This window comes from Streptomyces ficellus (genome assembly GCF_009739905.1).
Classification (GTDB): domain Bacteria; phylum Actinomycetota; class Actinomycetes; order Streptomycetales; family Streptomycetaceae; genus Streptomyces; species Streptomyces ficellus_A.
This window is the reverse complement of the sequence record NZ_CP034279.1, coordinates 373,525-385,804: the sequence shown is the minus strand read 5'-3', so window position 1 is coordinate 385,804 and position 12,280 is coordinate 373,525. Positions and strand designations below refer to the sequence as shown.

10 protein-coding genes are annotated in these 12,280 nt (G+C 73.0%); 6 read left to right on the top strand and 4 right to left on the bottom strand.

Annotation, left to right across the window (positions count from 1 at the left end; genetic code table 11):
• Positions 1–176 precede the first annotated feature (176 nt).
• Positions 177–599 carry an acyl-CoA thioesterase gene (locus EIZ62_RS01750; protein WP_156690943.1) on the top strand — a complete coding sequence of 141 codons (423 nt, stop codon included), beginning with the start codon at positions 177–179 and terminating at the stop codon, positions 597–599.
• A gap of 151 nt (positions 600–750) precedes the next feature.
• Here the strand turns inward: EIZ62_RS01750 and helR are convergent, their stop codons facing one another.
• Together helR and EIZ62_RS01740 are read right to left on the bottom strand one after the other, a co-directional pair.
• The gene (helR, locus tag EIZ62_RS01745; RefSeq protein WP_156690942.1) at positions 751–2,919 is read right to left on the bottom strand and encodes an RNA polymerase recycling motor ATPase HelR; all 2,169 of its coding nucleotides are present in this window, start codon (positions 2,917–2,919) and stop codon (positions 751–753) included.
• 181 nt (positions 2,920–3,100) lie between these two features.
• The gene (locus tag EIZ62_RS01740; protein WP_156690941.1) at positions 3,101–4,336 is read right to left on the bottom strand and encodes a glycosyltransferase; all 1,236 of its coding nucleotides are present in this window, start codon (positions 4,334–4,336) and stop codon (positions 3,101–3,103) included.
• Positions 4,337–4,828: 492 nt separating this feature from the next.
• Here EIZ62_RS01740 and EIZ62_RS01735 point away from each other — a divergent pair, with 492 nt between their 5' ends.
• From EIZ62_RS01735 to EIZ62_RS01715, 5 genes are all read left to right on the top strand, one after another.
• Positions 4,829–5,230 carry an ATP-binding protein gene (locus tag EIZ62_RS01735; RefSeq protein ID WP_244375365.1) on the top strand — a complete coding sequence of 134 codons (402 nt, stop codon included), beginning with the start codon at positions 4,829–4,831 and terminating at the stop codon, positions 5,228–5,230.
• A 72-nt stretch (positions 5,231–5,302) separates the two neighbouring features.
• Entirely contained in the window at positions 5,303–5,650 is a 348-nt protein-coding gene (locus tag EIZ62_RS01730) for an STAS domain-containing protein (protein ID WP_156690939.1), read from the top strand.
• Between the two features lie 213 nt (positions 5,651–5,863).
• Positions 5,864–7,036 carry a phospholipase D-like domain-containing protein gene (locus EIZ62_RS01725; protein ID WP_156696146.1) on the top strand — a complete coding sequence of 391 codons (1,173 nt, stop codon included), beginning with the start codon at positions 5,864–5,866 and terminating at the stop codon, positions 7,034–7,036.
• A gap of 175 nt (positions 7,037–7,211) precedes the next feature.
• Positions 7,212–8,060 carry an RNA polymerase sigma factor SigF gene (locus tag EIZ62_RS01720; RefSeq protein ID WP_167536315.1) on the top strand — a complete coding sequence of 283 codons (849 nt, stop codon included), beginning with the start codon at positions 7,212–7,214 and terminating at the stop codon, positions 8,058–8,060.
• A gap of 18 nt (positions 8,061–8,078) precedes the next feature.
• Positions 8,079–9,044 (top strand): YihY/virulence factor BrkB family protein, encoded by a 966-nt coding sequence (locus EIZ62_RS01715; protein ID WP_156690938.1) that lies wholly within the window; start codon positions 8,079–8,081, stop codon positions 9,042–9,044.
• 46 nt (positions 9,045–9,090) lie between these two features.
• On the opposite strand, the gene EIZ62_RS01710 is transcribed toward EIZ62_RS01715, so the two are convergent.
• Together EIZ62_RS01710 and EIZ62_RS01705 are read right to left on the bottom strand one after the other, a co-directional pair.
• Complete coding sequence (locus tag EIZ62_RS01710) at positions 9,091–9,519, bottom strand: MarR family transcriptional regulator (protein ID WP_244375363.1); 429 nt, start codon at positions 9,517–9,519, stop codon at positions 9,091–9,093.
• 195 nt (positions 9,520–9,714) lie between these two features.
• Positions 9,715–12,237, bottom strand: a complete 2,523-nt coding sequence (locus EIZ62_RS01705; RefSeq protein WP_156690936.1) for a SpoIIE family protein phosphatase — start codon at positions 12,235–12,237, stop codon at positions 9,715–9,717.
• Positions 12,238–12,280: the final 43 nt, after the last annotated feature.

Genomic DNA, 12,280 nt, shown 5'->3' with positions numbered 1-12,280 from the left:
CGACGTCCGGCCCGCCCCCCACACCCCGCCCCTCGCGTCCGTCCTCTCACGCCCGACGCCGCACACCGTGACCACCACGGGGACCACCACGGGACCGCCACGGAATGCCCGGCACCCCCGATTCGGTTGTCATGGTGATCAGGCGCTCAACCGGCGCCGTCGTCGAGAGGATCAGCGTGACCGAGCCGTTCTCCGTGCCCGTCGTGGTGCGCGGATACGAGACCGACACCCAGGGCCACCTCAACCAGGCCGTCTACCTCCAGTACGCCGAGCACGCACGCTGGTCGTTCCTCCAGCAGGGCGGCATCCGGCAGGCGGACCTCCTGGAGCGGAACATCGGACCGGTGGCGCTGGAGGTCACCGTGCGCTACCGGCGCGAGCTGCGGGCGGGTGACGAGGTCTCGGTCACCTGTGCCTTCCTGTGGGGCGAGGGCAAGACCTTCCGTATCGAGCAGACGATCCGCACGGCGGACGGCACGGTGGCAGCCGAGGTGTCCGGGGTCGGCGGCCTGATGGACCTCGAGCGGCGCAAGCTGGTGCCGGACCCCCGCGACCGGTTCCGGGAACTCGCCGCCGACCCGGCGGTCTTCGGTCTCTAGGTCGTGTCTTCAAAGTCCCGTCTGCCCGGCGACTCCTGGCACGCACGCTCGGCTGCGCTCGCGCGGGGGGACCCCCATGACGCCGCCGGCCCCGCCCTCCGGGCGGACGACGCTACTTTGAAGACACTCCCTAGCGGAGGCCGGCGACCCGTCAGGAGCTGGTCAGGACGACGAGCCGGCGGGTCGCGCGGGTCATCGCGACGTACCGGTCCACCGCGCCCCCGACGCCCGTCCCGAACGCTTCCGGGTCGACGAGGACGACCAGGTCGAACTCGAGCCCCTTCGTCAGCTCCGGGGCCAGCGACCGCACCCGTGCCGTCGACCGGAAGGACGGATCGCCGATGACGCACGCGACCCCCTCGGGATGCGCGGCGAGCCAGTCGTCCAGGATCGTGTCCCGCTCCGACACGTCTCCGTGCACGACGGGCAGGCCGCCGCCGCGGATGGAGACCGGCACGTTGGCGTCCGGGAGCACGGCCCGGATGACCGGCTCCGCCTCCGCCATGATCTCCTCCGGCGTCCGGTAGTTGACGCTCAGCGACGCCTGCTCGATCCGGTCGAAGCCGACCCGCTCCAGCCGCTCCCGCCACGACTCCGTGAACCCGTGCCGGGCCTGGGCGCGGTCCCCGACGATGGTGAAGCTCCGCGAGGGGCACCGCAGCAGCAGCATCTGCCACTGCGCGTCGGTGAGTTCCTGCGCCTCGTCCACGACGACGTGTGCGAACGGTCCGGCCAGCACGTCGGGGTCGGCGACCGGCACCTCGGACTCGTCGGCCAGGCTGACCCGGGCGTCCTGGCCGCGCAACATGGTGACCAGGCCCTCGCCGTCGTCACCGTCGGCGCCGGAGTCGGCCACGGCGTTGACGAGGTTGTCGACGACCTGCTCCATCCGTTCGCGCTGGGCGGCCATGACGGCCCGGTGCCGGCGCTTGCGCCGGAACGCCTCCGGGTCGCCGAGCCGCTGCCGCGCGGCGTCCAGCAGGGGCAGGTCGGACACCGTCCAGGCCTGGGCGTCCGCGCGCTGGAGCGCCCGCACCTCGTCGGGGCCGAGCCAGGGCGCGCACATGCGCAGGTAGGCGGGCACGGTCCACAGGTCGCCGACGAGGTCGGTCGCCTCCAGCAGCGGCCACGCGCCGTTGAAGGCCGCGGCGAGCTCCCGGTTGCGCGGCAGGGACCTGCGCAGCTGCTCGGGCGGGACGTCGTCGCCGTGCTTGTCCACGATGATCGTGAGCAGTTCCTCCCAGACCTGGTCACGCGCCTCGTTGTGCGGAGTGCCGGGTTCCGCCGCGTCGAACGCCGCTGCCCAGTCGTCGGGCTCCAGCCGTACGCCGGACCAGTGCGTCGTGACGGTCATCCCCTTGGCGGGCGGCTCCTCGTAGAACCTGACGGCCGTCTCGATCGCCTTCACCAGGGCCGCCGACGACTTCAGGCGGGCCACCTCCGGGTCCGCCTCCTCCGTGGCCGCGGCCCCCTCCGGGACGAGGTCCCGCAGCGTGCAGGTCTGCACGCCCTCCTCCCCGAGGCTGGGCAGCACGTCCGCGACGTACCCCAGGTAGGGCTCGTGCGGCCCGACGAACAGCACGCCGCCCCGCCGGTGCCCGAGCCGGGGGTCGGAGTACAGGAGGTAGGCGGAGCGGTGCAGCGCCACGACGGTCTTGCCCGTACCGGGGCCGCCGTCGACGACCAGCGCGCCACGGGACCCGGCGCGGATGATGGCGTCCTGGTCGGCCTGGATGGTGCCGAGGACGTCCCGCATCCGCGGCGACCGGTCGCCGCCCAGACTGGCGATGAAGGCGGACTGGTCGTCGAGCGCGGCGTGTCCGGCGAACCCGCCCTCGGTGAAGACCTCGTCCCAGTAGTCGCTGATCCGGCCGCGGGTCCAGCGGTACCGCCGGCGGCTGGCCAGGCCCATCGGGTTGGCGTGCGTGGCGCCGAAGAACGGCTCGGCCGCGGGGGAGCGCCAGTCGACGAGCAGCCGTCGCCCCGTGCTGTCGGTCAGACCGAGGCGCCCGACGTACACGGGCTCGGCGTCGTCCGCGCCGACCATGTGCCCGAGGCACAGGTCCAGTCCGAAGCGGCGCAGGGTGCGCAGACGGCTGGTCAGCCGGTGGATCTCCGCGTCCCGGTCCATCGCCTGCCGGCCCATGCCGCCGGGTGCTCGGCGCTCGGCGTCGAGGCGGCCCGTCAGCTCGGCGATCGACTCCTCCAGGCACTCCGCGATGGCGGCGAAGTGCCGCTCGTCGTCGGCGATCAGCGCCGGGTCGGCCTTGGCGTCGAGACGGTCGGGAAGGTCGAAAGCGCTGGTGGTCAGGGGGTTCACGTCATCAGCTCCGATCTGGGCCGCTCGCGCTGAAGCGGCGCGCGGCCGGGCGCCCGGACGGGCGTGGTGAAACTGGTGGCCGTCGCCGGTCCGGGCCACCAGGTGGTGCGGGGTGCGGGTGCGGGTGTGCGGTTCGAGCGCGGTGGTTCAAGGGCGCACCGTCCGGGCGGGCCCCGGTGGGTCACCCGCGCAGGGGCGGCCGTCCGTCGCGGACCGTGTCGAGCAGCAGCCGCGCGGCCACCGTCGCCCCGTCGGGCCGGACCATCCCGGCGACCGCGGTCGCCCGGGCACGCGTCTCGGGCGCGAGGGCGGTCCTGAGCGCGGCGGACAGCGACTCCGCCGTCGGGACGGGACCGTCGTGCGCCACGCCGACACCGAGGTCGGCCACCCTGCCCGCCCAGTACGGCTGGTCCGCGAGCTGGGGGACGACGACCTGGGGCGTGCCGGCCCGGGTGGCCGTCGTCGTGGTGCCGGCGCCACCGTGGTGCACGACGGCGGCGGTCCGGGGGAACAGCGCCTGCTGGTTGACCTCGCCGACGACGAAGCAGTCGTCCCCGTCGTCGATCAGGTCGAGATCCGCCCAGCCGCGGGCCACCACCGCGCGGCGGCCCAGCGCGCGGATCGTCCCGATGGCCACCTGGGCGACGTCCGCCGCACCGTGCATCGGCATGCTGCCGAAGCCCACGTACACCGGGGGAGTGCCGGCGTCCAGGAACGCCATCAGGTCGGCCGGGAGCGGCTGCACGTCGGGCACGATCCACGCACCGGTCTGGACGACGTCCAGTCCCGGCGTCTCCTGCCACGGATCCAGCACCGGGTCCGTCGCCAGCCACGGCCGGTCGCCGAAGACGTGGTCACGAACGCTGTCCACCGGCGCCAGACCGACCGCCGCGCGGTGGAGGTTGAGCGCGGGGCCGAACAGTTCGTGGATGTTCCGCGCGTCCAGCTCCCACAGCTCCCGGTTGTCGGTCACCTCCGGCGGGAACGGCCGCCCCGGGTACGCCAGCGGCCTGCGGTGCGGCGACGGCAGGGTGAGCTGCTGGAAGGTCAGGGCCACGGACGGGATGCCCAGGCTCTCGGCCACCGACCGCGCTCCGGCCGCGGCCGGCATCGCGCCGGTCGACACCACCAGGTCGCAGCCCTCCGCAGCGGCGGTGACCGCCTCGAACTGCGAGGCGATCAGTTCGGCGGCGCGCTCGGGCAGCGACGCGGGCGCCGAGCCCGCCGTCGTCAGCGCGCGCGCCGACCGGCCGACCGGCACCATCGTCACCCCCACACCGGCCAGCCGCCGGGCGAAGTCCTCGTCCGGCGGCGCGCACACCCGCACCTCGGCGCCGAGCTCCCGCAGGTGCACCGCCAGCCCCGCCAGCGGTTCGACATCCCCACGAGACCCGTACGTCGACAACAGAACGCGCATGCGGTGGCTCCCCGTTTTCCCAGTTCATGGCCTTGGACGGGTAATACTGCGGCACCACCGGGGCCTTGCCGCAAGGCCCCCCGTGCGCTATACATTGAGAGTGGCAAGGAGAGGGATCACCTCCTTGCCCTTCTTTATGTCCGTCGCCACCGCCTTCGTCCACGGCGTGGCACCGTGGCGCGGAGCGAGTGCGTGGACCGTGAAAGGGACGGGCTGTGCACGACGTCGGCCTCCGCGGGGGCCCTGTCCCGCCCGTGCGGGACGGGGCGAATTTGCGCGCGGGCGGGCGGCCCGTCATCATCCGGTTCCAGCAGACCCCGCCGCGGTGTGTGTCCCGCCGGATTCGGGACAGGGGTACGGGGGAAAGGCAGCGGGAAGGGAACCGGAGCGCCATGGGGGGCAGCTTGTATGCAGAGTGACGGCACGGCCTCCCTCGAGGCGACGAGAACGGACCGGGCGGTCCACCAGGACGAAGAGCGGGGAGGTTCGCCTGTGGCAGGGCCGGGGGCGTCCGCCTCGACGGTCTACACCGACCTCGGGGACGCCATCGGGTCGGCCAGGGACTTCACCGCGGCGTTCCTGCGGGCCAGGGCGGACGAGGGGACGGACATCCGGCCCCGGACCGTCGAGGACGCACGCCTGGTGGTCAGCGAACTCGTGACCAACGTCGTCCGGCACGCGGCCGGGCCCTGCCGGGTCGACCTCGAGCTGGCGGGCGGGATGCTGGAGATCTCGGTGTCGGACGCGTACCGGGCGGCACCCACCGCCCACGCGCCCGACCCGGGGCGGGTGGGACAGCACGGACTGGAGATCGTCCTTGCCCTGTGCGCGAGCGTGGACGTGGAGCCGCTGCCCGACGGGAAGCGCGTACGGGCCTGCCTCGTCGTGGACTGACGGCGCCGGGCGGCAGCAGCGGTGGTGCCTCCGCGAGGGGTACCGAGGGCGGGCTTGAGGAGAAGGCGGGAAATGGAACAGTCCGGGGTGCGGGTCGGCATCGAGGTGCGTCCGGCAGGTGTCGGGGTCCTGACGGTCAGAGGGGAACTCGACTACGACGGGGTGCCCCTGTTCGACGAGGCGGTCGGGTCCGTCCGGGCGGAGGGCGTCCACCGCCTGCTGCTGGACCTTTCCGACCTGACCTTCATGGACTCCTCCGGAGTCAACGCCTTCCTCCGGGTCCAGCGGGACGCGCGGGCGGAAGGGGGCTGGCTCCGCCTGGCGAACCCCCAGCCCTCGGTGCTCCGGCTCATCGAGCTGGTGGGTCTCACCGCGGCCATCCCGCTGTACGACACGGTCGGCGACGCCCTCGCGGGGTGAGCCGGCGACCCCCGCCGCGCGGACCCTCGCGGCGGCCACCTCGCAGCGGACGCCTCGAAGCGGGACTCCCCGGAGTGGAACACCCCCGACAGGGAATGTGGAGCTTCGTCGGAACGGACGCGGACGCGAGTCCGCCGCGAGCCTGGAGCGAGCAGCATGCATGTCAGTGACCCCATCAGACCCGGTGAACCCGCTGACCTGGCCGCGCCACCGATGTCCGCCATGTCCGCCCAGGAACAGAAGCAGCGCCTGCGCCGGCGCCTGGAACGGCTGATCGGAGCCGCCGCCACCGAGGGCAACGAACTCCTCCGGCTGCGCAACGGCGACGAGATCTTCCCCGCCATGCTGCGGGCCATCCGCGGCGCCGAGCACACCATCGACATGATGACCTTCGTCTACTGGCAGGGGGACATCGCCCGCGAGTTCGCCGGCGCCCTCGCCGACCGAGCCCGGCACGGCGTACGCGTCCGGCTGCTGCTCGACGGCTTCGGCGCCCGGCAGATAGAGACCGGCCTCCTCGACGACATGGAGGCCGCAGGCGTCGACGTGGCCTGGTTCCGCAAGCCCCTGTGGCTCTCACCGCTCAAGCAGAACCACCGCTGTCACCGCAAGGCCCTGATCGTCGACGAGCACACCGCGTTCACGGGTGGGGTGGGCATCGCCCAGGAGTGGTGCGGCGACGCCCGCAACCCCGGCGAGTGGCGGGACACGCACGTCCAGGTGCGCGGCCCCGCCGTCGACGGCATCGCCGCCGCGTTCGCGCAGAACTGGGCGGAATGCCACACGGAACTGTTCGACTCCCGGGACCGCTTCACCGAACACACCCAGCACGGAGACGCGATCGTCCAGGTGGTGCGCGGGTCCGCCAGCATCGGGTGGCAGGACATGCAGACCCTCATCCGGGTCATGCTCACCTCCGCCCAGAAGCGCTTCCGCCTGGCCACCGCCTACTTCGCCCCCGACGAGTACTTCGCCGACCTGCTCTGCGCCACCGCCCGGCGCGGGGTGACCGTGCAGATCCTGCTGCCCGGCGAGCACACCGACCAGCGAGCCAGCCAGCTGGCGGGACAACGCCACTACAGCGACCTGCTCGCGGCGGGCGTCGAGATCCGTCAGTACGAGCCCACCATGATGCACGCCAAGATCATCACGGTGGACGACGTGGCGTCCCTGATCGGATCCACCAACTTCAACCGGCGCTCGATGGACCACGACGAAGAGGTGATGCTCGCCGTGCTCGACGAGTCCTTCACCGCCACCCTCGACCGGGACTTCGACGAGGACCTCGCCCGCAGCCTGCCCGTCACGCCGACCCGCTGGCGGCGCCGGCCCGTCCTCGACCGCGTCCTCGAAGCGGCCGTCACGCCCATCAGACGCTTCCTGTGACCGCGTCCCGCGGCGCCCTGCGGTCCCCTTGGAGGCCGTCCCGGAAAAAAACGCCGACCGGATAAAAATTTGTGTGCATGAGATGCATGAACCGGGGTACGCGCTGATCACTGGCTCGCCAGAGATCAACATGTGGCCGCTCCGAGCGGCCGTTCACGTGGGAGGGGACAGGGCAATGACGACCGCTGTGGCGATGGGCGCGGGCACGAAGACCGGTGTCGCGGAGCTGCCGGAGGTGACCGCTCCGGAGAGCCTGGCGCCGAAGGACGCTCGCGCCCTGTCGAAGATGTTCTTCGACAAGCTCGCGGTCCTCGAAGAGGGCACGCCGGAGTACCAGTACGCACGCAACACCCTCATCGAGATGAACATGTCGCTCGTCCGGTACGCCGCCGGCCGCTTCCGCAGCCGCGGCGACCAGATGGAGGACATCGTCCAGGTCGGCATGATCGGCCTGATCAAGGCGATCGACCGGTTCGAGCTCTCCCGCGAGGTGGAGTTCCCGACCTTCGCCGTGCCGTACATCGTCGGCGAGATCAAGCGGTTCTTCCGCGACACCTCGTGGGCCGTGCACGTGCCGCGCCGCCTCCAGGAGGCCCGCGTCGAGCTGGCCAAGGCCACCGAGGAGCTGAGCACCCGGCTCGGCCGCGCCCCCAAGGTGAGCGAACTGGCCGCCCTGATGAGCCTCTCGGAGGACGAGGTCATCGAGGCCCGGCTGGCCTCCAACGGGTACAACTCCACCTCCCTCGACGCCGCGATCAACAGCGGCGAGGACGACGACGCGGCCCTGGCCGACTTCATCGGCGCGGACGACCCGGGCATGGAACTGGTCGAGAACTTCCAGTCCCTCGCCCCCCTCATCCACGAGCTCGACGACCGCGACCGCCAGATCCTGCACCTGCGCTTCGTCGAGGAGCTCACCCAGTCCCAGATCGGCGAGCGCCTCGGGGTCTCCCAGATGCACGTCTCCCGCCTGCTCACCCGCATCCTGGCGCGCCTGCGAGCCGGCTTGCTCACCGTGGACTGAGCCCGGACGATCACGGGCATGGGGACGGTCGTACACGTACCGCAGACCCGGGACATGGCCGGTGAGGAACTGTCCGGCGACGAGGCGTACTCCGCCCTCCGGCGCTACGGAGGGCGGAAGCTCGTCACCGACTCCTTCACCCGGTTCCGCTACGCGGACGGGTTCAGTTCCGCCCGCAGTCTCGGCTACCAGGTGGTGCTCGGCATCGTGCCGTTCACCATCGCACTGGTCGGCATCGCCACCACCACGCACGTCGAGAGCGTGGGACGCGCCATCGAGCTGGCCCTGGCCCGGATCGTGCCGGGCGTCAGCGGGGAAGTGGTGGGCCAGGTCTTCTCCGACACGCGCCGCAGCGCCGGCGGGAACACCGCCGGAGCCGTAGCGATGTGGCTGGGCCTCGGCTTCGCGGTCGTCAACCTCGCCTCGGCCATGGGACAGATCGAACGCGGCTGCAACCGCATCTACGGCATCGAGCGCGACCGCCCCTTCCCCGTGAAGTACGGCAGGGGCGTGCTGCTCGCCCTGTTCGCGGGGCTCCCGCTCGGCGGCGGGTTCCTCGCCATCGTCGCCGGCGGGGAGATCGGGGAGGCCGTGGTGGAGGCGCTGCACTGGCCGCCGTCCGCACTCACCTGGTGGCAGCACCTGCACCTGCCGGCCGGGATCGTCCTCGCCGCCGTCGCCTCGGCCGTCATCTTCCGCTGGGCGCCCCGGCGCGACCAGCCCGGCTACACGTGGCTCATCTTCGGCTCGGGCGTCCACCTGGTCCTGTGGGTCGGCGCGACCGCCCTGCTGGCCCTCTACATCAACGAGAGCGGATCGTTCGGCGCCGTCTACGGTCCCCTCAGCGCGTTCGTCGCCCTGCTGCTGTGGGCCAACGTGACCGGCGTGGCGCTCTTCCTGGGCATCGCGTTCGCCGCGCAGCTCGAAGCCGCCCGAGCGGGCATCACCCGGGCCGCCCACCCCGACCCCGGACCCGGCCCCTGACTCAGGGAACCGGCTTCACGCGACCGCGGACTCGGCGGACCGCGACTCAGGGGGCGGTGGCGGACGCCGGACCGCCGCCGTCCGCCGCCTGCCGCGCCTCACCGTCCTCCAGGGCGGCCCGGAAGCCGTTCAGCCCGGCCGCCAGCGCTGAGCACTCCGCGGCGGACAGGGCGGAGATGACGTCGAGCAGCGCGGTCTCGCGCCGGGCGCGCAGGTCGCGCAGGTACTTCTCGCCGCGGCCGGTCAGCCGCAGCTCCAGTTCCCGCCGGCTGGCGGTACTGGGGGAGCGTTCGATCAGCCCGAGCGCGTCGAGCCGGTCGCACATCCGGCTCACGGACGACGGCGCCGACCCCAGGACGTCGCCCAGCGTGCGCAGGTTGATGGGCCGGTCCCGGTCCAGGACGTACAGCACGCGCAGCTGCGACGAGGAGACCGGCGCGGGAGAGGTCCCCTCCCCGCCCCTGTTCCACAGCACCTCGAGCAGTTCGACGACCTCCCGGGCGGCCTGGGCGGCACCATCCCGCCCGGCCCCCTGAGATCCGGCCCCCGGAGACCCGGCCCCCGGAGACCCGGTACCCGGAGAAGTCCCGGAGCGCACGCACTCCGCGGTGCCGCTCCGCGACAGGTCTGTCAGTCGCCGGGACATGTGCCCTCCTCGGTGCCGCGCCGGTCACACGACCTGGATACCGATGAGACAGGTGTCGTCGTCGGTGTCCGACTTGCTGTGCGTCAGCAGGCCGTCGAGCCGCTGCTCCAGCGTGGTGGTCGGTATCCGGGCGTTGGTCAGCAACTGCGCCAGGGAGTCCTGGACCGACTCGTCCCGGCGCTCCACCAGCCCGTCCGTGTACATCAGCAGCGTGTCGCCCGGCTCCATCGCGAGCTCCTCCTCCTCGTAGGAGGTCTCCGACAGCGCCCCGAGCAGTATGCCGCTGACCGTGCGCAGCGTGGTCGCCTTCTGCCCGCGGATCAGCACCGGCGGGAGGTGCCCCGCCCGCGCCCAGCGGAGGGTGCCCTTGTGCGGGTCGTACAGCCCGCACACGGCCGTGGCGGTGACCGGCTCGGTGAGGTAGTGCGCCACCAGGTTCAGCCAGGACAGCAACTGGGCGGGCCCGGCACCGGTGATGGCGAGACCGCGCATCGCGTTGCGCAGCACCACCATGCTGGTGGCGGCCTCCATGCCGTGACCGGCCACGTCGCCCACGCACAGCATCACCTGCTTGGAGGGCAGCACGACGGCGTCGTACCAGTCGCCGCCCACCATCGACTCCGACTCGGCCGGCCGGTAGCGCACGGCGATGTGCAGCCCGGGACTGTCCAGCGGCGCCTGCGCGGGCGGCATGATGGCGTGCTGCAACTGCAGGGTCAGCCGGTTGCGTTCGGCCGCCTGCTGCTCGGTGTGGGCGAGCTGGTCGCGGGTGGCCGCCAGCGCCACCTCGGTCCAGTGCTGCGCCGAGATGTCCTGGTAGGCGCCGCGCACCGCCAGCAGCCGGTGGTCGGCGTCGAGGACCGGCTCGGCGACCACCCGGATGTGCCGGGTGACGCCGTCGGCACGCTGGAGGCGGAAGGCCGCCGACGCCGGCCGCCGGTGGTGCAGCACCGCGCGCAGGAACCGCCCGATCGACACGGCGTCGTCCGGGTGCGCGTGCGCGGCGAGCTCGTCGAGCGGTACGGGCCGGGTGGTCCGGGGACGCCCGTACAGGTCGAACAGCTGGTCGTTCCAGACGATCCGGCCCGTCGCGAGGTTCTCCTCGAAGCCGCCGATCCTGCCGAGGCGCTGGGCGTGCTGGAGGAGGTTGGCCAGCCGGGCCGCCTCGTCCTCCACCCGCCAGATCAGGAGCACACTGCTGCCGTGCCGGCTGGCGCTGATGTCCGCGACGGCGGCGATGGGCACCTGGTCGACCAGGGCGGTCAGCGTCATCCGCCGGGCACGGAACGGCTCACCGGTGGCGTACACCCGCTCGATCCGGGCGAACAGCTCGCTGCCCCCCATGGCCATGGGGTACGCCTCCAGCAGCAGCGCCCCGTTCACGGCGCCGCGGGGACGCCCGGCCGGGTCGGCGAAGTGGCTGTTGACGTGGTGGATCCGGAAGTCGGCGAGCCGGCCGTCGGGCCCGAGGAAGGGGGTGAGGACCAGCGCCGGGTCGTACAGGCCCTCCGCCAGGTCCACCAGCTCGGACAGGTCCGGCAGGGTCGCCGGCGTGTCCGCGGCCAGAGCCGTCGTGGAACCGGGCCGCCCCTCCAGGGTGTGGGCGCACAGCTCCGCCAGGGCCTCGATCTGCCGCACGATCTGCGGCGGTTGCGGCTCCAGCGCGCCGGGCCAGCAGATCTCCAGGATGCCGTGGACACGGCCACCGGTCCCGGCGGGTACGGCGATCCGCCCGCCACCCGGGTTGAGCGTCCAGCCGACGGAGGGCAGCCCCACCGCCGGCTGGGAGGCGGCCCGCACGGCCTGTAGCTCGCTCAGCGCCTGACGGGCCAGCGTGGACACGCCCGGCGGTACGTAACGCCAGCGCCCCGCCTCGTCGGTGGGGAAACCGGCGTGCCCGGCCAGCGTCAGCGACCCGTCCGGCCCCGCCGTCCACACCGCCACCGCGTTGGCGCCCAGCGGCGTCAGCGCGTGGGCCAGCAGCGACTCGGCGACCGCCTGGGTGTCTCCCGCCGCGAGCGCGCCGCTCTCGGCCGTCCGCAGCCGCACACCGACCGATGCGCCGTCGTCGTCCGTCGCCCTGCCCGGCTCGCCGCTCGTACGCCGGACGAAGGTGGTCGCGATGTCGGTGACGTGGTCCCGCGCCGCCTGGTTGACGATGTCCGCCGCCAGCTCCAGCAGCGAGACACCCGACTCCTCGGCCAGTGCGGCGAGCTGGTGGGCGGCCGCGGTGGGCCCGCAGCGCAGCCGCTCGACGAGGACCCCCTTGGCCAGTTCGATCAGGGCCCGGCCGTCGGCCGCAGCCTGCGCGGACCGGATCTCGTCGCGCAGCCGCTCCACGGTCGCGGCCAGCCTGCCCAGCCCGGTCGCCTCCCGCGCCGCCACGACCGCCGACCCCTCCTCCGGGGAGGACCCCTCATCCGGCAGGGACCGGCCCTCCGGCAGCGGCTGGTCCTCCGGCAGGAGCTGGGACGGCACCCGCGGCTCCGGGTCACCCGGGGCGGGCGACCCGGCGGTGGCGGGCCCGGAATGCTCAGGAGTGCTCACTGTGCTGCTGACTCCTCGGTCGGCGACGGACGGGGGATACGAG

Excerpts from the sequence above, each read along its gene's own strand:
- EIZ62_RS01725 (WP_156696146.1), top strand. The coding sequence starts at position 5,864 with ATGTCCGCCATGTCCGCCCAGGAACAGAAGCAGCGCCTGCGCCGGCGC.
- EIZ62_RS01740 (WP_156690941.1), bottom strand. The coding sequence starts at position 4,336 with ATGCGCGTTCTGTTGTCGACGTACGGGTCTCGTGGGGATGTCGAACCG.
- EIZ62_RS01715 (WP_156690938.1), top strand. The coding sequence starts at position 8,079 with ATGGGGACGGTCGTACACGTACCGCAGACCCGGGACATGGCCGGTGAG.
- EIZ62_RS01720 (WP_167536315.1), top strand. The coding sequence starts at position 7,212 with ATGACGACCGCTGTGGCGATGGGCGCGGGCACGAAGACCGGTGTCGCG.
- EIZ62_RS01730 (WP_156690939.1), top strand. The coding sequence starts at position 5,303 with ATGGAACAGTCCGGGGTGCGGGTCGGCATCGAGGTGCGTCCGGCAGGT.